This window comes from Rhizobacter sp. AJA081-3, from assembly GCF_017795745.1.
GTDB lineage: Bacteria > Pseudomonadota > Gammaproteobacteria > Burkholderiales > Burkholderiaceae_C > Piscinibacter.
Genome location: NZ_CP059067.1, coordinates 3,844,940 through 3,863,429, shown reverse-complemented (window position 1 = coordinate 3,863,429; position 18,490 = coordinate 3,844,940). Strand labels below are relative to the sequence as shown.

The following is an 18,490-nucleotide window of genomic DNA, read 5'->3' as shown; positions in this document are numbered from 1 at the left end:
TGCTCCTTGTCCTCAGTGGCTGTCGGCGGCCGTGTGGACCTCGACCTCTTCGTAGCCCGTCACCATGCCGCGCAGCGCCTCCAGCGGCGTGGCGCCGGTGGTGGCCATGTAGATGTGGCCGAGGATGAAGCTGGCGAACAGCCAGGCCAGCAGCGTGTGGAACGGTGCGAGCAGCGGCAGCCCGCCGACCGCGGCAGCGGCCTGCGGCCAGTGCTGCACGCCCCACATCAGCGCGCCGGTGGCGATCTGCAGCGGCAGCAGCACGTTGAGCACACCGAAGTAGGTCGCCTTCTGGATCGGGTTCATGCGGTCGTCGGGCCGCTTGTCGAACGGATGCGCCTCGCCCTTGAAGATGCCGGACTGGTAGTACTTCGCCTGCCGGATCGCGTCGTCGAAGAAGCCGTAGGGCCGCGGCATGTACTCGCGCATGCGCTCGGTGGCCAGGTGGTAGAACAGCGACAGCGCGGCGTTGATGGTCAGCACCGCCGCGAGCACGTTGTGCAGCGTGACCACCGCGCCGAACGGGAAGGCCGAGAACACGTCGGGCCGGTGGATGACGAGGCCGGTGGCCAGCAGCGCGACGATCGAGATCGCCTGCAGCCAGTGCCACAGCCGCCGGTAGGCGTCGTACAGGTGCACGCGCTTCGTCGGCGCAGGGGTGTGTGGCCGCTTGCGCCAGGCGAGGAAGCGCAGCATGCCGTGGCCGAGCACGCCGAGCAGCGTGCCGGCGACAGCGAGCCCGCCGATCGCGTCGACCCAGCCGATGCGCGTGGCGCCGAACACGTAGACCGCATCCTTCTCCGGCGCCGGCTCGTAGTAGAGCGTGCCATCGTCGCGGCGCGTCACCCGGCCACTGCCCGAGACGTTGTTGTTCGCGTCGAACGCTGGCAGCAGGGGCGCAAAGGCCGCGAGCTGCATCGGCTGCGTGAGGCGCGAGCCCGCCGAATGGCAGGCGTCGCAGCGGTTCAGCGCATGCGCGCCGCGCGTGACGTTGTGGTTGATGCTGAAGGGCTGCACCTGGCCTTCCATGCGCACCTGGCGCAGGCCGAGCGTCTCGAGCCGCGCCTTCACCGCGGCTTCCTTCAATGGCGTGTCGATGCGCAGCTCGGCGGCGCCGACGACGCCGTCGCGGTCGATGTCGAAGGCCTGGACGATGCCGCCGGCATGGCGCCCGCCGTCGAGAAACGCGGCCTGCAGGTCGGCCAGGCGAATCGGGCGGCGGCGGCCCTGCGCGTCCTCGTAGGTCCAGTAGAAGCTCGTGATCAGGTTGTACGGCGCGAGCAGCGTCGCCTTGTCGATGTTGGTGCGCTGGAGCAGCACCGGATCGAAGCCGGTGACGAGCGAGCGCACGTCGCCCGGCGTGCCGTCGACGCCGCGGCAGCCGCGCACCGGCTGGCCGTCGGCGGCGAGCACGGTCCAGTCGTAGGACTCGATCGCCGGCGCGTACAGGTGCGGGATGTGGCAGCTCTCGCAGGCGAGCTTGGCCATGTGGGTTTCGACGTAGGGCAGCCAGCGGGCGTGGCTCACCGAGGCGTCGTGGCAGTTCTCGCAGCGGCGCATCGTGCCCTTGAGCTCGGGCGCGACGTGCACCTGCGCGCTCTGGCCACGTGCGAAGTCGTGGTCGGGCCGCTGCAGGTAGTCCTTCAGGTCGAGTGTGCGCGGGTCGTAGCGCAGGTGCGCGGGGCGGCGGCCCTTCGCATTGCCGCCGTGCGCCGGGTTGTTCAGCGCATGGTGGCAGTCGGTGCACTGCAACTGGCGCTCGGCGTGCACGTCCCAGGATCTGTTGAGGCTGCGCTTGTCCGCGAGGTTGAGACCCGAGACATTGATGCGCTGCGGCGCCACGACTTGGCCGGTGGTGGCCGTCTGCGGGAAGTCGAGGTTGCAGGCGTCGACCTGCAGCGGCGCCGGGCCGGACGGGTGCACCTCGCCGTGGCAGGCGGCGCAGTTCGCGTTGGTCGGGTCCTGGATCGCGAGCTTGCGGCTGTCGAGCTTGCCCTCGGCGGTGAAGGCGGCGCGGTTCCACCCCCAGCCTTTGCCTGCGGGCTCGACGACGCCCAGGCCCTGCAGCGTCGCGGTGCTCGCGTCGGCGAAGCGGCCCGCGCGGATGGCCGCGGTGCGGGCGCCCAGGTTGGGCGTTTCAAGGTGGCAGAGGAAGCAGTTCACCTCCATCGTGCCGGAGGCGGACCAGTCCCAGGCGCTGCGCGTGCCGTCCGCGTTGAGCAGCGATGTCTCCGGGTCGGCGGGATCCGGCTTCAGCGTGGTCAGCGGCGAGCCGCCGCGCGACGTCGTCGCCGGCCCACCACCGACGACGCGCTCGCCATTGAGCATCAGCCACTGCGGGGTGGACAGGTCGAGCCGCTCGTCACCCGCCTGGGTCAGGAAGCGGTAGCGCAGCGGATCCCACTGGCCGAACAGGCCGGGGCTCGCGTTCCACGACGTGGCCGACGGCTTGAATGCACGCAGGCCGAGATCGACGTGGAAGGCGTGCGAAGCGATGAAGCCCGCGTCGTGGCACGCGCCGCAGGTCTTCATCGTCGAGACCGGCTGGCCGCTGGCCAGCACGTTCGCGCCAGCGGCGTCGAGCAGGGCGACGTCGGGGTGCAGGCTCTTGAGCGGCTCGGCCCCGGCGGCACGCGCCGCCGGCAGCACGGCGGTTGCGGCCAGCACGACGAGGCCGAGTCGGCGCAGCAGGGCGTTCATGGCAGCTTCCTTCCGCCCCAGCGGATCGGATCGCCCGGGTAGCCGAGGGCCTTCCAGTCCATGCGGCCGGGCTTGCCGGTGGCGGAATGGCAGTCGTCGCATTGCAGGGCCTGGTCGGCGGACTGGACCATGTGCGTCGTCGGCCAGTACATCGTGGTCTCCGTGAAGCCGTACTGGCCGCTGTAGGCCAGGCCGGTGACCGGCTCGGCGAGCCTGAAGGACTGGTTCCAGTCGAAGGTCGTCCAGTAGCCGTTCTTGCCGGACGTGACGGGCTGCAGCAGGTAGCCGTTGACGGTGTCGAACGGCTGCTTCGCGACGTGGACCTTGAACGGGAAGATGCGCGCCTTCGGGTCGGTGATCGATCCCGCCGGCTTGTTGATGTAGGTCGGACCGTCCTTCGCGATCGGGTCGCCGAGCAGGTAGCGGTAGTCGTTGCTGCCGTTGAACCAGAGGTAGACGGGCGCGAAGTTCGACTGATAGCTGAACTCGCCCTTGATTTTCAGGTAGGTGTAGTGGTCGTCCGCGCGGCCCTTCTGGCCGGCCTTGGACCAGTCCCACGCGACCTTGGTCGGCTCCTCGCGCGCCATCGCCGGGATGTGGCAGGTCTGGCAGGCCAGCGAGCGCATGTGCGTGCCAATGCGCTCGTCGCGGTGGAACTTGCCCTCGTGGCACTGGCGGCACGACACCTGCTCGACCGGATCGATGGTGTAGTTGTCCGCGATCATCCGGCCCAGGATCTGGTGGTGCTTCGTGACGTGGCAGTCGCTGCACTGCAGCTTGTGCTTGCCGCCCATGTGGACGTCCAGCGTGCGCTGTGGGAAGTACAGGCTCTCGTCGAGGTCGCCATGCTTGACGCCGTTGCCACCGCCGCCGTCGAAGTGGCACTTGCCGCAGTTCTCGCGCGTCGTAGCGCGAACGCTGCGCGCGGCGGCAAGCAGGTCGACGGAGGGATCGGGGTTGCCCCACAGGCCCTTGCCGTAGCGCGCCGGGTCAGCGTGGCAGGCCAGGCAGTCCACGTTGGCCGGATCGGCCTGCTGCGCGGCCCGGCCGGCCTCCCATCCGTAGCCGGCATGGCAGGACATGCACTTGTTCTCGTTGCCCTGCGCGCCGATGCAGAAGTTGTTGATCTGGTTGATCTTGCCGATCGTTACCGGGGTCTTGCGCCATGGCACCGAGACGGCTTTGGACTCCCAGGTCCAGTGGGTCGTCTTCATCAGCTCCGCCGCTGCGTCCTTGTGGCAGGCGAGGCATGCGCGGGTGACGTCCTGGCCGCTCTTGAACGGGCCCTTGACGATGTCGTTATGGTCGACGTGCGTCACCTTGACGGGCAGTCGCGACACCGGGTCGTGCGTGGGTGCCTGTCCCGGGCGCAGCCAGAGGAACGGCACGACGATCAGCGCGGCGATGAAGGCCAGCCCGAGGATCCAGCGTGGAATTCGGTTCATGGTGCGGACGCTTTCCAGGACTGCTCGGCGCGACCCGTCGATATGCTGCCCGATGCGCTCGGGCGTTCGACGAGTCGTATACCCATAAAGGTATATTGATCCGGGCGTCGACGCGGCGCGATGACGCAGGTCAACTGCCGACCCATCGGCACGACTTGCCGTGAGCGTGATCGCCTGCGGCAGGTCCTCAGTCCGAGCGACCGCTAGCGCGGCGCCAGGGCCTGAACAAGTTCTGCGACCGGGGCAGCCTCGCTCCAGGCCGGCACGGACTCCGGCAACGTCAGCCAGGGCTGTTTCCGCTTGACCCAGATGTGGGCGACGATGTCCAGTTCATCGCTTCGGTCCAGCGTGCCTGCGCGCAGCACCACGATGCCCGGCCGGGCACTGTTCGAGTTGTAGACGCGCGCATGGCAGACGGCGCACATCCGCTGGATCGAGGTCCTGCCGCTCGGGGTGGTCAGCTCATAGACAGCCAGCGGGCCGGTCACGCTCAGCGACGCCTCGGGCAGGAAAGCCTGCTGACTGAACGCGCTGCCGCTCCACGTCTGGCAGTCCCGGCAATGGCAGGCGTATGTTCGCGGCAGTGCATCCAGCGCCAGCGTGTAGCGCACCGCGCCACAGCGGCATCCGCCCTGAAGTTTCGACATGCTGGCCTCCTGTTTCCTCGACGCTGTGCCGTCTTCGGCGCAACTTGTTCCCACTGGCTGCAAAGAGCAGTCCGCCCGAATCGCTGTTCTCGTCGCATGGCCTGGGTCCGAGCGTTGCCGAGACGAGCCACGATGCACGGCGCCGAACAGGCAAGCAGCTCAGCCTACGCGGAGGGTTGCTTCTTTCCGCGGCCACGCTGCTCGCGCTTCTCGCGCCGCTCGGCCTCGATCGCCTGGCCCTGCGCCCACCACTGCATGAACTCCTGCGGCGACTCCAGCGTGATGCGGCCCCAGGCCCCGCTGCGGAAGTCGTTGATGGCGATCTCGGCGGCCTTCTGCAGGTTGACCCGCCCGCCGGCCATCAGGCCGCCGCGCTTGCGGCCGAGCTCGGCGAGCAGTTCGTCGTCGGTGAGTGCGGCGAGGTCGGCCAGCTTGTAGCGTGCGATCAGCCGCTCGGCATGGCGCAAGCGCACCTGGGCGAGCAGCGCGAGCGCAACCTCTTCCTCGTCGTAGGCATTGCGGCCAATGCCGCCGCTGGCCGCGAGGTGGTAGCCGCTGCGCTCGACGGTGATGCGCGGCCACAGCATGCCGGGCGTGTCGAACAGGTAGAAGTCCGGCGCCAGCACGATCTTCTGCTCGAGCTTGGTGATGCCCGGCTCGTCGCCGGTGAGCGTGGCGCGCTGGCCGACCAGCGTGTTGATCAGCGTCGACTTGCCGACGTTGGGGATGCCGCAGATCAGCACGCGCAGCGGCTTGACCATGCCGCCGCGCAGCGGCGCGAGCGCGCGGCAGGCGGCGATCAGCGCGCGTGCCGGCGCCGTGACGCTGGCATCGAGCGCCAGCGCGCGCGTGCCCGGCAGCGCGTTGAAGTGGGCCAGCCACGCCGCGGTCAGCTCGGGTTCGGCGAGGTCCTGCTTGTTGAGCACCTTCAGCGCCGGCTTGCCCGCCGTCAGCTCGGCGAGCAGCGGGTTGCTGCTCGAGCCGGGCAGGCGCGCGTCGAGCAGCTCGATCACCACGTCGATGTCGGGCAATCGCTCGGCGATCGCCTTCTTCGTCGAGTTCATGTGACCCGGGAACCACTGGATGGCCATGTGCCTGTGCTTTCTGCGACCGGGCGGCTGGGCCGCCGCGGATCAGGGAAGATCGAGCTCGGGGTAGCGGCGGAAGATGCCCTGTTCGTTGAACGGCAGGCGCCGCTCGCTGCGCAGGTAGGCGGCCACGCGCGGTGCGGCAGCGACGCGGTCGTGCAGCTGCACGACCAGCGGTGTCGTGGCCAGCACGCGCTGCGCCGCTGTCGGGAAGGCGTAGCGCAGGCCCTCGACGAGCTGGAACAGCGACAGGTCGGCGTAGCTCAGCTTGCCGCCCACCAGGTGCCGCGCGCCGGCCGGGTTGCGCGTCAGGATGCGCTCGAACCAGCCCATGAACTTGGGCAGGCGTGCGCTGCAGAACTCCTTCGCGCGGCGCAGCGCCTCGGGCTTCTGGTCTTCGTAGTACAGGCCCGAGCCGACCGGGTGGTGCGTGTCGTGTGCCTCGGTGACCATGTCGGCGATGGTCAGCTGGATCTGCTGCGTCCACACGCGCGCCTGCTCGCTGCGCCCGACCAGCTTCAGCGTCGGCCCGAGGTGGTGCAGGATCGCCGCGGTCTGACCGATCAGCAGCGCGCCGTCGCGCAGGAAGGGCGGCGCGAAGGGCGGATGCACCTGCGTGTCGTCATCGAGCAGGCGTTGCATCGCCGGCAGGCCCTGGCCGGCAGCCTCGTCGCCGCGTGCCACGTCGGTGTAGGGCGCGCCGGCCGCCTCGAGTGCGAGCCGCACGAATTCGCCGCGGCCCTGGATGCCCGGCCAGTAATGCAGTTCGTATCCCATGGGCGGACTGTAGCCTGCGGCCCCGGGGCCGCCCCGGCCGGCGTTGCGCGCGGTCAAGCGAGCCCGGCCGCGCAGATGCGATAAGGGCACTGCATTCCGGGGATGTCGTCGATGTGGTTTGGCCGCGCACTGTTGGCCTTGTTCTGCCTGGCAGTCGCCGTGCTGGCGACCGCTTGCGTCTCGAGCGCCCGCTTGCCCGCTTCGCTGCCCGAGGGCAAAAGCCCCGGCACCGGCCTGGTGTTCGGCTCGATCGGCGTCGCTGCCACGGCGCCGACGATCGAGTTGAGCACGCTGCAGTTCCGCGCGGTGGCAGGCGATCCTGCTCAAGCGCCGGGAGAGTTCGTGTTCCATTCACCGGTGGGCACGGCGGGCCGGCTGCTGTCGCCGCTGTTCGACACGCCGGTCGACTTGAGCGAGGCGGACGCGAAAGGGACCCTGTTCGTCGCGCGCCTGCCGGCCGGCGACTACGCGCTCGTCGGCGCCGCCGTCGAGAACGCGCCGATGCACGGTTGGGCGGCCCACGTCTACCTGGCCGACCCGGGCGCTGTGACCTTCCGGGTCGAGGCGGGCGGCGCGACCTACCTCGGGCAGTTCATCAGCCACCTGCGCCTGGGCCGCGACGAATACCGCATCCCGCAGGTGCAGGGAGTCTTCTTCGTGGTCAGCGACCGGCTGGATCGCGACCTCGCCTTGCTTTCGCGGCGCGGCCAGTCACCGCCGCAGCGGGTGCTGAACCTCTCCCCGAGACTCATGCAGCTCGACAACGATGCGCTGCGCCGGGCCGCGCCATGAAGCGGCAGCTCGCCTTCACGCTGCCTGCGCTGCTGCTGGCCTGCACCTCCAGCCACGATCTCGGCCAGGGGCCCAGTCCGATGGCCGGCGGCGTGTACCGCGAGGCGCTGCGGCCAGGCCTGCACTACCTCTTCGTGAAGTCGAACGTCGCACCCTGGACCGACCGCGAGGCGGTGATCCGCAAGTGGCGCGACGAGGCGGATCGCCTGTGCGGTGCCGGCCGCCACGAGGACCTGCGCATGGAAGACCTCGTGGAGGAAGAGCTTCCGCCGATGAATGCCATCGTCTTCCGTCTGCCGTACCGGGTGTCGATCCGCAAGGGCTATGCCTTGTGCGCCACGGCAGGCCTGTCGCCGCAGGAGGCACTGGGCCTCATCGATGCATGGCGCTGAGGCGCGACGTGGACGGCGCGCCCCAGCCCATCTTCTGTGGCAGCGCAAGGCGCGGCCGGGCGATGACCGCCAGAGTGCGGCCATGAACAGCGTCGCTTCCGACCTGGTCGACTTCGTCGATCGCCTGGCCGCCCGCGGGCCCCTGCCGGCCGTGCGCGCCGTGCACCTGCCGCCGCCCGCGGCCGACGGCACGCGCGACGGCGAGTTCTGCGCCGTCGAGCTGGAAGACGGCTCGCTCGGCCTGAGCTTCGTGCTGCTCGGCGACACGCTGGCGCGGCTGCGCGCGCCGGGATCGCTCGATGGACTGGTCGGCATGCCCGCGCCGGAGCTTGCGCGGAAGTATGCGCAGTCACAGGGCGCCGAGCGGACCCTGGGTTTCGCCACCGTGAACGCGCTCACGCGTCACCTGTTCGACCGCGCCGGCTACCTGCCGCCTGCGGCCGGCGGCTCGATCGGCGACCTCGACCTGCACGCCGGCGACCACCTCGGCATGGTCGGCCTGTTCCCGCCGCTGGTGAATCAGGTGCTGGCCACCGGCGCGCGGCTCACCGTGCTCGAGCTGCGCGCCGAGCTCTCGGGCCCGCGCGAGGGCTGGCAGGTCACGCTCGATGCGAGCGAGCTGGCGCTCTGCAACAAGATCCTCTCGACCAGCACGGTGCTGCTCAACGACACGCTGGATGCGCTGCTCGAACGCTGCCGCCATGCGCAGCGCGTGGCGCTGATCGGCCCGGGCGCCGGCTGCCTGCCTGACCCGCTGTTCGCGCGCGGCGTCACCTCGCTGGGCGGCAGCTGGGTGGTCGATGCCCCGGCTTTCAAGGCTGCATTGCGCGCCGGCCAGCCCTGGGGCCGCTTCACGCGCAAGTTCTCGCTCGGCTGCGAGGGCTATCCTGGATTCGACCGCCTGCTCGACACGGCCCATCTTCACGCCAAGGAGTCACCATGACGCTTCACGTCTTCAAACCGGCATTGCTCTTCGTCGGATTCGCCTTGGTTGCGGCGCAGGCCATGGCCGCCGACGGCGCCCAGGCGGCAGCCGACTTCGGCTGCCTCAACTGCCACGGCGCTCAGGCGCATTCCGCGCCGAAGTTCAGGAGCCTGGCCGACAGCGCCGCGCGCCGAGGTGACCCGGCGCAGGCGCTGCAGCACTGGCTGGACGAGATGCACGAGAAGGACGCCGTGCACACGCACGTGATGGTGTCTGACGAGGCGGCGAAGGCCGTGCTGCAGTGGGTCGCGCAGGGCATGAAGTGAGGTGATGACGGGCGGTGCCTGGCTGCCAGAGCCTCACTGTTCCTCGGCCTCGATGCGCAGCAGGCGGCGCCGCGCCGCGCGCACCTGCGTCGTGGCGCGCACACGCAGCGCCATTCCTTCGGGCAGGTCGACCTGCAGGTGGTAGTCCAGGCTGTCGGTCTGGCCCGGGTTGGCCGTGTCGATCCGGCGCGACCACTCTCGACGCCCGTTGACCTCCACCGTCATCGCGTGCCAGGCCGGCGTGCCCTCGGCCGGGCACTGCACGACGAAGCGCACGTCGACCTGGAAGCGACGCATCCGGTCGATCGCCGGCGGCACCTCGAGTGTGGCGACATCGGCGTCGCCGGCGTCGGCGAGCCAGTGTTCGAGGGAATGCTTGGTCATCGTGGAAGGGCGGAGGAAAGGCGCGAAATGTGCGGCGCAGGGCGCTAGCCTAACCCGCTGACCTGCCCCCGTGCTTTCCACATCGACAGCGCGGGTGGGCTCTCGCACACTCGGGCGCACCGCGGGCCTGTCCCGCATTGTCACGAGCCACCGGAACGCCGCCCATGAAACTGCGATCGAAGTTGTCCTCCCTCGGGTGCCTCGCGCTGGCCACGGCTGCCGTGCTGGCGGCCATCGTGGTGCCTGCGTCCGCGCAGGCGCAGGCCTGGCCGGCCAGGCAGCCGATCAAGCTGGTCGCGGTGTTCCCGCCCGGCGGCTCGGTCGACCAGGTGGCGCGCATCCTCGCGCCGGTGCTGCAGCAACGGCTCGGCCAGAGCGTGGTGGTCGACAACAAGGGTGGCGCCTCGGGCTCGATCGGCACCGCGGCGGTGGCCAACGCACCGGCCGACGGCTACACCTTCGCGGTGGTGTTCGACACCCACGGTGTGAACCCCAGCCTGATCGCCAGCCTGCCCTACGACACCAAGCGTGACCTGACGGCGGTGTCGCTGATCGGCACTGGCGCGATGGTCATCACCACGGTGGCAAGCTCGCCCTACAAGAGCTTCGCCGACGTGGTCAACGCCTCGAAGAGCGGCACCAGCATCAGCTACGGCAGCATCGGCTCGGGCAGCCTCGGCCACCTCGCGGTGACCATGCTCGCCAAGAGCGGCAAGCTGGATCTGGTGCACGTGCCCTACCGCGGCGGCGGCCCGCTGATGAACGACGCCGTCGCCGGCCACGTGCCGCTCGCGGTGGGCTCGGTGTTCCTGTCCAAGCCGCACATCGACAGCAAGCGCCTGCGTGCGCTGGCCGTCACCACCAGCCAGCGCAGCGCCAACCTGCCCGAGGTGCCGACGGTGGCCGAGAGCGGCTTCGTCGGCTTCGACGCGCCGGCCTGGTGGGCGGTGCTCGCCCCCGCGAAGACGCCGGCCGACATCGTCAAGCGTTTGAACGAGGAGATCAATGCCGCGTTGAGGCAGCCCGAGGTGGCCGAGAAGCTCGCCGCACAGGGCATCGTGACGAACATCGGCACGCCCGCCGCCGCGCAGGCCTTCATCGAGAGCCAGGTCGACACCTGGGCGAAGATCGTCAAGGCCAACGACATCAAGGCGGATTGAGATGGCCGATGGCGCGGCGGCGCAGCTGACGCGCGAGGACCTGCGGGCGCTGCCCGACCCGGCCGCCGCGCCGGCGGACTGCGCCTGCTCGAACCTGCGCTGTGCCGGCTGGGAGTCGATCGGCCAGCCGCTGCGCGAACCGCTGCTGCTGCATCTCGGCACGCTGCGCGATCCGGCCGTCGACGAGCCCACGGTCGAAGAATGGCCGGGCAGCCACTTCTGGTCGGCGGCGGCGCCCGTGGCAGCGAGCCACTTTCCCTACAACCGCTGCGAGATCTGGGCCTGCGCCGAGTGCGGCCGCGGGTTCCTGCAGTACACCGAGTACGGTGGCTACTACGTCGACCACCGGCTGCGCCAGATCGACCCGGCGCTCGTCGTCTGAACCCACACGCACCCCACGCCATGGCCCGCATCCCCTACGCCGACCTGAGCTCGCCCGCCGCGTTGCCGCTGGTGCAGCGCATCGTCGCCGAACGCGGCAGCGTGCTGCACCTGTACCAGATGCTGATGCACAGCCCGCCGCTGGCCGAGGGCTGGCTCGGTTTCATGACGCAGGTGCGGCAGAAGCTCGAACTCGGCGGCGACCTGCGCGAGCTGGTCATCATGCGCATCGCCCACCTCAACGGCGCGCCCTACGAGGCGCAGCAGCACGAGCCGATCGCGCTGAAGGAAGGCCTGACGCCGGCGCAGCTGTCCGCGCTGCCGGCCTGGGGCGAGGCGGCGCATCTGTTCACGCCGCTGCAGGGCGACGTGCTGCGCCTGTGCGACGCGATGACGCGCGACGTGCATGTCGAGGCGCCGCTGGTGCAGGCGGTGCGCGAGCACCTCGGCGAGCGCCGGCTGGTCGAGCTGGTGGCCACCATCGCCTCGTACAACATGGTGTCGCGCTTCCTCGAGGCGCTGCAGATTCACGCCGACGATCCACGGCCTTGAGTGGGTGTGCGGGCCCGTGAGCGGCCGCGTGCAGGGCGTGCGGTGCGCGCCGCCGCCTCGATCGCGCGGTCCCACGGCGCCAGCTCGCCGCTGAAGCGCTCGGCGAGGAAGTCGAGCATCACGCGCAGCAGCAGCGGCTGGTGCTGGCGCGACAGGTAGACCGCGTGGATGCCCAGCACCTCGGGTTCGTGCGCGGGCAGCACGCGCACCAGCCGGCCCTGCACCAGGTCGTCGGCGACGAAGTAGGTCGGCAGCTGCGCGATGCCGCCGCCGTCGAGCGTGGCCTGGCGCACCACCGCCGTGTCGTTGCTCTGCAGCGCCGGCGTGATCGGCGCGCACGGCGCCTGGCCGTCGCGCTGCAGGCGGAACTCGATGCGGCTGACGTTGGCGTGCGAGATGCAGCGGTGCGTGCGCAGCTCGTCCGGCGCGGCCGGCGTGCCGTGCGCCGCCAGGTAGGCGGGTGAGGCGCACACCACCGAGCGGCACACGCCGAGGCGGCGCGCGACCAGCGTGTCGTCGAGCTTGTTGCCGATGCGCACGGCCAGGTCGATCCGCTCTTCCACCAGGTTCACCGCCCGCTCCAGCGCGATCAGCTCGATCTGCGTCTGCGGGTGCTGCTGCAGGAACTCCGTCATCAGCCCGGCCAGGTGCGCCTGCGCGAACGACGAGCTCGCGGTGATGCGCAGCTTGCCGCGCGGCGTGCCGCGGCGCTGGCCGGCCACGGCCTGCACGTCGCGCGTCAGTTCGAGCACCTGCCGGCAGCGTTCGAGCGCTTCGCCGCCGGCATCGGTGAGGCTGACCCGCCGCGTCGTGCGGTGCAGCAGGCGCACGCCCAGCCACTGCTCCAGGCTTTCGAGGTAGCGCGACACCATCGCGCGCGACATGTCCAGCGCAGCAGCCGTGTCGGTAAGGCTGCCGCGCTCGGCGACCTCGGTGAACACCTGCATGGCGGTGAATCGGTCCATGGATTTGATCGAATGAGTAGACAAACTGTGGACCAGTCTACTGTTTATCGACTCGAAGCGAATCAATACAGTGCGCCCATTCCTTCACTGACCTGGGTACCGACATGCACTCGATGAAGCTCCTTTCCCGCCTGATCGCTCCGCTCGGCTTCGGCATGGCCGTGGTCGCCGGCGATGCCGCCGCGCAGGCGGCGGCTCCAGCCGCCGCGCCGCTGACTCTGCAGGTCTACAACGGCGATGCCGGCAGCTTCCACGTCAACGCCGTGCTGGTCGCCGGCAAGACCGACGCCGTGCTGCTCGACACCGGGTTCACGCGCGCCGATGCGCTGCGCATCGCGGCGATGGTGCTCGACAGCCGCAAGACGCTGAAGACCATCTACATCAGCCAGGCCGACCCCGACTTCTACTTCGGCATCGAGGTGCTCAAGCAGTACTTCCCGGACGCGAAGGTGGTGGCCACCGCGCCGACGCTGAAGAAGATCCAGGCCACGCTGCCCGCCAAGCTGCAGGTGTGGGGGCCGCGGCTCGGCGCCAACGCGCCGAAGAACGTGCCGCTGCCCGAGCCGCTGGCCGGCAACACGATCACGCTGGAAGGCCAGACACTGGAGATCCGCGGCCTCGACGACGGCCTGCCGCATCGCAGCTACGTGTGGATCCCGTCGCTGCAGGCGATCGCCGGCGGCGTCAACGTGTTCGGCGGCCTGCACCTGTGGACGGCCGACACGCAGAGCGTGCAGGAGCGTGCCGACTGGAGCCGCAAGCTCGGCGCGATGGCCGCGCTGCAGCCGGTCACGGTGATCCCGGGTCACGCACTGCCGGGCTGGAAGCAGGACGCCGCGCAGCTGGCCTGGAGCCAGAACTACCTGTCGCGCTTCGAGACCGAGCTGGCCAAGGCCGCCAGCGGCGCCGCGCTGATCGACGCGATGAAAGCCGCCTACCCGGCCGCGGGCCTGGGCATCGCGCTGGACATCGGCGCCAAGGTCAACAAGGGCGAGATGAAGTGGTGAGCGCGGCGTGGTGAGCAAGCCGGCCTGATGCTTCGGCGCAGGCCGAAGCATCGGCGGCGCGGCGGGGCGCACAGTGCGTCTTCACGCAGCCATCGCCCCGAGCGCCGCCATGCCCTTGACCTGCTTCATCCGCTACCAGATCGACCCGTTCCAGCGCGACGCCTTCCAGGCCTACGCCGAAGCCTGGGGCCGCATCATCCCGCGCTGCGGCGGCGAGCTGATCGGCTACTTCCTGCCGTACGAGGGCAGCAACGACGTCGCCTGGGGCCTGATCGGCTTCGACGACCTGGCCGCCTACGAGCGCTACCGGGCCGCGCTGCGGCGTGACGCGGAAGGCCGTGCGAACTTCGAGCGTGCGCAGCGCGAGCGCTTCATCCTGCGCGAAGAGCGCAGCTGGCTGCAGGACGTGGCCGGCACGCGCGAGCGGCGCCGCGAGCTGGCGCCGTGACCGCCGCGCCGCCGGCTGCGCTACGCTGAGCGCCATGGCGACCCCGCACGAACCCCGGCTGGCCCGTGTCGCGGCGATGGTCGCCGACCCGGCGCGCTCGCGCATGCTCGGCCACCTGCTGTCGGGCGACTTCGCCACGGCGGGTGAGCTGGCACGGGCGGCCACGGTCACCGCGGCCACGGCCAGCGGCCACCTCGCCAAGCTGGTCGATGCGCGTTTCGTCGTGTGCGAGCCGCGCGGGCGGCACCGTTACTTCCGGCTGGCCGGGCCCGAGGTGGCGCATGCCCTGGAGGCGCTGGCGCTCGTCGCCGAACAAGGCGAGCGCGACGAAGCCTGGTCGCGCCCGGCGCGTCGCGCATTGCGCGAGGCGCGCTGCTGCTACGGCCACCTGGCCGGACGGCTCGGCGTGCAGCTGTTCGAATCGCTGCTCGCGGGCGAGGGCCTGCGGGCCGTGCCCGAGGGTTATGCGCTCACGGACCGCGGGCGCACCTGGCTCGCCGGCCTCGGCCTCGAGCCGGCCGCGCCCAGCGGCCGGCGGCGCTTCGCCTATGCGTGCATGGACTGGTCGGAGCGCCGCGACCACCTCGCCGGGCAACTCGCCGACGAGTTCTTCCGGCATTGTGTCTACAAGGGCTGGCTGCGCCGTGGCACCGGCCGCGAGGTGGAGCTCACCCCGGTCGGGCATCGGCAGCTGCTGCCGCGCCTGGCGCCGGCCCAGGCACGCTAGAGCGCGCGCAGCGCCGCCGACACCGCCTGCAGGTAGCTGTCGAACTGCTGCAGGTCGTTGTGGCCACCGCCGGGCACGAGCACCAGCCGCGCCTGCGGTGCGCGTGTGCGCAGCGCCTCGCTGTGCGCCGGCGGGATCAGCGTGTCGAGCTCGCCGTGCAGCAGCATCAACGGCCCGCGGATGCGGCCGATCTGCTCGTCGGTGCGCAGCGGGTAGCGCAGCAGCCCGCCCGGCACCCAGGGGTAGTGCGTGCGCGCCAATGCCACCATGCTCTCGTAGGGCGAGACCAGCATCGTCAGGTCGGGCGGCGACTGCACCGCAAGCCGCGCGGCCAGGCCCGTGCCGAGCGAGCGGCCGTAGAAGACGATGCGCTTGCCGGCATAACGCGGCGCCACCTGCAGCCACACCGCGCTCACGTCGTCGTGCAACTGCGCCTCGCTGGCGATGCGCCCGCTGCTCTTGCCGTAGCCGCGGTAGTCGAGCATCACCAGGTCGAAGTTGGCGCGGCGGTAGAAGTCGGCGTTGACGAACCAGCTCTCCAGGTTGCCGGCGTTGCCGTGCAGGAAGAAGACCACGCCCTTCGGGTCGGGCAGGCGCAGCTCCAGCAGCGACAGCCGCGCGCCGGGCACGTCGACGAAACGCTCGTGCACGTCGGGCTCGCGCGCCAGCGGGTGGGCCGCATCCAGCGGTGTCGGCTGGAACAGCAGCTGCTCCTGGCCGAACCAGAGCAGCGCGAGGATCGCCGCATAGAGCAGCGCGGCCAGCGTGAGTGCGTACAGCATCGGGCGCAACAGGGCGGGTCGGTTCATCGGGGAATCGGTGGCGTTCAGTCCAGCGACAGCGTCTCGGCCAGGTGACCATACACCGTCGCGACCCGGCGCAGGTGGCGCGACTCCGGGTGCGTGAGCAGCCACAGCTCGGTCTGGCATTCGTCGAGCACCTCGCCGAGCTGGCGCAGATCGCTGCGCTGCGCAGCCAGGAACAGCGGCAGCACGCCCACGCCCAGCCCCAGAGCGACCAGCTCCATCACCGTCATGATGCTGCTCACGCGGTAGGCCGGCTGCACCTTCGGGAAACGGCGCTTGCGCCAGACCACCGAAGGGTGATCGGGCAGGGCGTCGTCCGGTGCGATCCAGGGCGTGGCCGGGTCGAGGTCGTCGACACGCTTGATGGCCGACTTCTTCGCCGCGTACAGCGCCACGCGGATCGGCCCCACATGCCGGCCCACCAGGTGCTGCGGCGGGCGGCGCGTGGCGCGCACGGCGATGTCGGCATCGCGGCGCGTCAGGCTGGCGAGTTCGTTGCCGGCATGCAGCTCGTAGTCGAGCAGCGGATGCGCGGCACGCAAGGGTTTCAGCGCCGGCGCCACCAGGCCGTGCAGGATCGTGTCGGTGGTGGTGATGCGCACCGTGCCGGCGACGCGGTCGGGCCGTTGCTGCGCGGCCGAGCGTGCGGCTTCGAGCGCGGCCTCGACCTGCTCGGCCTGCTCGGCCAGCGCCTGCGCCAGCTCGTTGGCGAGGTAGCCACTGCGCGAGCGCTCGAACAGCGCCAGCCCGAGCCCGCGCTCGATGCGCTGCAGCGCGCGGAACACCGTCGACGCGTCGACACCGAGCCGCTCGCCCGCGGCGGCGAGCGTGCCGCTGCGCACCATCGCGAGCACCACGTCGAGTTCGGCGGCGCCGATCTGGTATTGCGTTCGTGCATTCATGGTTTGCCTCCGCGCCGATTTTCACGGCGAGGCTGCAATCCTAAAGTGTGGCCATCGTCAACTTCAAGGAGATGCGGCCATGACCGCCCATCATTCCGATCACGCTGCAAACCTCGGCGCCACCCTGCTGCGTATCGCACTGGGAACGATGTGGATCGCCCACGCGCTGCTCAAGCTGTTCGTGTTCACGCTGCCCGGCACTGCGCAGTACTTCGCCAGCATCGGCCTGCCGTCGCTGCTGGCCTATCCGGTGTTCGCCGCCGAATTGCTCGGCGGTCTGGCGCTGCTGCTCGGCGTCTACGCGCGGCAGGTGGCGCTCGCGTTGCTGCCGATCATGGTGGCCGCGGCCTGGGTGCACGTGCCCAACGGCTGGGTGCACACCAGCCCGAACGGCGGCTGGGAGTACCCGGTGTTCCTCGTCGTCGCCTCGCTGGTGCTGTGGCTGATCGGCGACGGTGCCTGGGCAATGCGCCGAGGCGACTGGCTCGCGCCGCGCGGCGCCTGAGGGGGCATCGCCATGCGAACCCCGCTGACCCTGGTGAGCCACGCGCTGTGCCCGTACGTGCAGCGAGCCGCCATCGTGCTGGCCGAGAAAGGCGTGCCCTTCGAGCGCCGTGACATCGACCTGGCGAACAAGCCCGGCTGGTTCCTCGCCCTCTCGCCGCTGGGCAAGACGCCGGTGCTGCAGGTCGGCGGCGAGGCGCTGTTCGAGTCCGCCGTCATCTGCGAGTACCTCGACGAGACCGAGGCGCCACGCCTGCATCCGGCCGATGCGCTGCGGCGCGCGCGCCACCGGGCCTGGATGGAGTTCGGCTCGGCCCTGCTCAACGCGATCGGGACCTTGTACAACGCGGCCGACGATGCGGCGCTGGCGGCCGCAGCGAAGGACATCCATCGGCGCTTCGCCCAGATCGAGGCCGTGCTGGGCGAGGGCCCATGGTTCGATGGCGAAGCTTTCGGCCTCGTCGACGCGGCGTTCGGGCCGGTGTTCCGCTACCTCGACGTCTTCGACGACATCGGCGACTTCGGCTTCATGGATGCACTGCCTCGCGTGGCCCGCTGGCGTGCCGCGCTGGCCCAGCGGCCGTCGGTGCGTGGCGCGGTCGGCGCCGACTACCCGGCGCGCCTGCTCGCGTTTGTGCGGGCGCGGAACTCCGCGCTGTCGCGCAGAATCGGCGCATGACATCGAACCGATTGCTGCTCGCTGCCGTGGCCATCACGGCGATGGCTGGCGCGCCCGCGCGTGCGGACGTCATCGACATCGCCTGGAGTGCTCAGGGTCGCTTCGAGCACCGCGCCGAAGTGGCCCCCGGCGGCTTTGCCGAAGTCTGCGGCACGCTGGCGCGCGGCACGGCGGTGCGCTGGCACTTTGAATCCGCAGGACCGATGGACTTCAACATCCACTACCACCAGGGCCAGAAGGTCGTGTTCCCGGTCCGGCGTGCCGGCGCCGCGAAGGGCGCCGCCACGCTGAAGGTGAAGCTCGACCAGGACTACTGCTGGATGTGGACCAACAAGAGCGAGCGGCCGTTGACGCTGCAGCTGACGCTGTCTCGCTGAGCGACCTCATGCCGCCAGCGCCTCCTGCGAGGCCTCGCAGAGGTTCGCCATCTCGTCGACATCGAAGGCGCGGTCGGGCTCGAGGATGATGACGAAGCGGTCGCCTCGCTTGCCCATGGCGCGGATGAAGTCGCGGCGCACCGAGGTGCCGAAGTTCGGCGGCGGCTCGATGGCGTCGGCGGCGATGTCGACGACCTCGCTGACCGCATCGACCATCAGGCCGAGCTCGACGCGTTCACCCTCGCGCATCGCGTCGAAGATGACCACGCAGGTCTTCTTGCCGACCTGGGCGGCCGGGCGGCCGAAGCGGGCGTGCAGGTCGATCACCGGCACGACCGAGCCGCGCAGGTTGATGACGCCGCGCACGAACGAGGGCATCAGCGGCACGGTGGTCATGGCCCCGTACTGGATGATCTCGCGCACGCTGCGGATGTCGATGGCGAACACCTCGGCCGCGAGGTGGAAGGTCAGGTACTGGGCGTTGTGGTCCTGCTGCATGGCAGGCT

At 70.4% G+C, this 18,490-nt stretch carries 24 protein-coding genes; 13 read left to right on the top strand and 11 right to left on the bottom strand.

Annotation, left to right across the window (positions count from 1 at the left end; all coding sequences use genetic code 11):
• Positions 1-12: 12 nt before the first annotated feature.
• The 6 genes from HZ992_RS18430 to HZ992_RS18405 form a co-directional block, all read right to left on the bottom strand.
• Positions 13-2,700 (bottom strand): cytochrome b/b6 domain-containing protein, encoded by a 2,688-nt coding sequence (locus HZ992_RS18430; protein WP_209383273.1) that lies wholly within the window; start codon positions 2,698-2,700, stop codon positions 13-15.
• On the bottom strand, positions 2,697-4,145 hold the full coding sequence (locus HZ992_RS18425; RefSeq protein WP_209383272.1) for a tetrathionate reductase family octaheme c-type cytochrome: 1,449 nt from the start codon (positions 4,143-4,145) through the stop codon (positions 2,697-2,699). Before HZ992_RS18425 ends, HZ992_RS18430 begins: the two co-directional genes overlap by 4 nt.
• A gap of 203 nt (positions 4,146-4,348) precedes the next feature.
• A complete protein-coding gene (locus tag HZ992_RS18420; RefSeq protein ID WP_209383271.1) occupies positions 4,349-4,792 on the bottom strand; it encodes a GFA family protein in 444 nt (147 codons plus the stop codon).
• 164 nt (positions 4,793-4,956) lie between these two features.
• Positions 4,957-5,883, bottom strand: a complete 927-nt coding sequence (gene ylqF, locus HZ992_RS18415) for a ribosome biogenesis GTPase YlqF (RefSeq protein WP_209383270.1) — start codon at positions 5,881-5,883, stop codon at positions 4,957-4,959.
• 42 nt (positions 5,884-5,925) lie between these two features.
• Positions 5,926-6,657 (bottom strand): glutathione S-transferase, encoded by a 732-nt coding sequence (locus tag HZ992_RS18410; RefSeq protein ID WP_209383269.1) that lies wholly within the window; start codon positions 6,655-6,657, stop codon positions 5,926-5,928.
• A 53-nt stretch (positions 6,658-6,710) separates the two neighbouring features.
• Complete coding sequence (locus HZ992_RS18405) at positions 6,711-6,947, bottom strand: hypothetical protein (protein ID WP_209383268.1); 237 nt, start codon at positions 6,945-6,947, stop codon at positions 6,711-6,713.
• Between HZ992_RS18405 and HZ992_RS18400 the strand changes: the two genes are divergently transcribed.
• From HZ992_RS18400 to HZ992_RS18385, 4 genes are all read left to right on the top strand, one after another.
• Positions 6,940-7,449, top strand: a complete 510-nt coding sequence (locus tag HZ992_RS18400) for a hypothetical protein (RefSeq protein WP_209383267.1) — start codon at positions 6,940-6,942, stop codon at positions 7,447-7,449. The genes HZ992_RS18405 and HZ992_RS18400 overlap by 8 nt on opposite strands.
• Positions 7,446-7,841, top strand: a complete 396-nt coding sequence (locus tag HZ992_RS18395; RefSeq protein WP_209383266.1) for a hypothetical protein — start codon at positions 7,446-7,448, stop codon at positions 7,839-7,841. Before HZ992_RS18400 ends, HZ992_RS18395 begins: the two co-directional genes overlap by 4 nt.
• 82 nt (positions 7,842-7,923) lie before the next feature.
• Positions 7,924-8,784: a Rossmann-like domain-containing protein gene (locus HZ992_RS18390; RefSeq protein WP_209383265.1), complete on the top strand. Its 861-nt coding sequence runs from the start codon at positions 7,924-7,926 to the stop codon at positions 8,782-8,784.
• Complete coding sequence (locus HZ992_RS18385) at positions 8,781-9,092, top strand: hypothetical protein (protein ID WP_209383264.1); 312 nt, start codon at positions 8,781-8,783, stop codon at positions 9,090-9,092. Before HZ992_RS18390 ends, HZ992_RS18385 begins: the two co-directional genes overlap by 4 nt.
• A gap of 33 nt (positions 9,093-9,125) precedes the next feature.
• Here the strand turns inward: HZ992_RS18385 and HZ992_RS18380 are convergent, their stop codons facing one another.
• On the bottom strand, positions 9,126-9,476 hold the full coding sequence (locus HZ992_RS18380) for a hypothetical protein (RefSeq protein WP_209383263.1): 351 nt from the start codon (positions 9,474-9,476) through the stop codon (positions 9,126-9,128).
• Between the two features lie 164 nt (positions 9,477-9,640).
• Here HZ992_RS18380 and HZ992_RS18375 point away from each other — a divergent pair, with 164 nt between their 5' ends.
• Genes HZ992_RS18375 through HZ992_RS18365 form a run of 3 tightly spaced genes read left to right on the top strand, consistent with a single transcriptional unit; the run spans position 9,641 to position 11,569 of the window.
• Positions 9,641-10,636 (top strand): tripartite tricarboxylate transporter substrate binding protein, encoded by a 996-nt coding sequence (locus HZ992_RS18375; protein ID WP_209383262.1) that lies wholly within the window; start codon positions 9,641-9,643, stop codon positions 10,634-10,636.
• Between the two features lies 1 nt (position 10,637).
• Positions 10,638-11,018, top strand: a complete 381-nt coding sequence (locus tag HZ992_RS18370; protein WP_209383261.1) for a hypothetical protein — start codon at positions 10,638-10,640, stop codon at positions 11,016-11,018.
• Positions 11,019-11,038: 20 nt separating this feature from the next.
• Positions 11,039-11,569 (top strand): carboxymuconolactone decarboxylase family protein, encoded by a 531-nt coding sequence (locus HZ992_RS18365; RefSeq protein WP_209383260.1) that lies wholly within the window; start codon positions 11,039-11,041, stop codon positions 11,567-11,569.
• On the opposite strand, the gene HZ992_RS18360 is transcribed toward HZ992_RS18365, so the two are convergent.
• Positions 11,545-12,534, bottom strand: coding sequence for a LysR family transcriptional regulator (locus HZ992_RS18360; protein ID WP_209383259.1), 990 nt, complete (start codon positions 12,532-12,534; stop codon positions 11,545-11,547). The two genes, HZ992_RS18365 and HZ992_RS18360, sit on opposite strands and share 25 nt — an antisense overlap.
• 113 nt (positions 12,535-12,647) lie before the next feature.
• Here HZ992_RS18360 and HZ992_RS18355 point away from each other — a divergent pair, with 113 nt between their 5' ends.
• The 3 genes from HZ992_RS18355 to HZ992_RS18345 all read left to right on the top strand — a co-directional run bounded on the left by HZ992_RS18355 (position 12,648) and on the right by HZ992_RS18345 (position 14,716).
• The gene (locus HZ992_RS18355) at positions 12,648-13,541 is read left to right on the top strand and encodes an MBL fold metallo-hydrolase (RefSeq protein WP_371816753.1); all 894 of its coding nucleotides are present in this window, start codon (positions 12,648-12,650) and stop codon (positions 13,539-13,541) included.
• 109 nt (positions 13,542-13,650) lie between these two features.
• A complete protein-coding gene (locus HZ992_RS18350) occupies positions 13,651-13,989 on the top strand; it encodes an NIPSNAP family protein (protein ID WP_209383257.1) in 339 nt (112 codons plus the stop codon).
• A 34-nt stretch (positions 13,990-14,023) separates the two neighbouring features.
• Complete coding sequence (locus HZ992_RS18345; protein WP_209383256.1) at positions 14,024-14,716, top strand: ArsR/SmtB family transcription factor; 693 nt, start codon at positions 14,024-14,026, stop codon at positions 14,714-14,716.
• On the opposite strand, the gene HZ992_RS18340 is transcribed toward HZ992_RS18345, so the two are convergent.
• Both HZ992_RS18340 and HZ992_RS18335 read right to left on the bottom strand, forming a co-directional pair.
• The gene (locus tag HZ992_RS18340; protein WP_209383255.1) at positions 14,713-15,525 is read right to left on the bottom strand and encodes an alpha/beta hydrolase; all 813 of its coding nucleotides are present in this window, start codon (positions 15,523-15,525) and stop codon (positions 14,713-14,715) included. The two genes, HZ992_RS18345 and HZ992_RS18340, sit on opposite strands and share 4 nt — an antisense overlap.
• Positions 15,526-15,542: 17 nt before the next feature.
• The gene (locus HZ992_RS18335; protein WP_209383254.1) at positions 15,543-16,424 is read right to left on the bottom strand and encodes a LysR family transcriptional regulator; all 882 of its coding nucleotides are present in this window, start codon (positions 16,422-16,424) and stop codon (positions 15,543-15,545) included.
• Positions 16,425-16,503: 79 nt separating this feature from the next.
• Between HZ992_RS18335 and HZ992_RS18330 the strand changes: the two genes are divergently transcribed.
• The 3 genes from HZ992_RS18330 to HZ992_RS18320 are packed head-to-tail and all read left to right on the top strand — an operon-like array spanning position 16,504 to position 17,984.
• Entirely contained in the window at positions 16,504-16,929 is a 426-nt protein-coding gene (locus HZ992_RS18330; protein ID WP_209383253.1) for a DoxX family protein, read from the top strand.
• A 12-nt stretch (positions 16,930-16,941) separates the two neighbouring features.
• Positions 16,942-17,607 carry a glutathione S-transferase family protein gene (locus HZ992_RS18325; protein WP_209383252.1) on the top strand — a complete coding sequence of 222 codons (666 nt, stop codon included), beginning with the start codon at positions 16,942-16,944 and terminating at the stop codon, positions 17,605-17,607.
• Complete coding sequence (locus tag HZ992_RS18320; RefSeq protein ID WP_209383251.1) at positions 17,604-17,984, top strand: hypothetical protein; 381 nt, start codon at positions 17,604-17,606, stop codon at positions 17,982-17,984. The genes HZ992_RS18325 and HZ992_RS18320 overlap by 4 nt, the downstream gene beginning before the upstream one ends.
• Positions 17,985-17,990: 6 nt before the next feature.
• Here HZ992_RS18320 and HZ992_RS18315 read toward each other — a convergent pair whose 3' ends face one another.
• Positions 17,991-18,482 (bottom strand): chemotaxis protein CheW, encoded by a 492-nt coding sequence (locus HZ992_RS18315; RefSeq protein ID WP_209383250.1) that lies wholly within the window; start codon positions 18,480-18,482, stop codon positions 17,991-17,993.
• Positions 18,483-18,490: the final 8 nt, after the last annotated feature.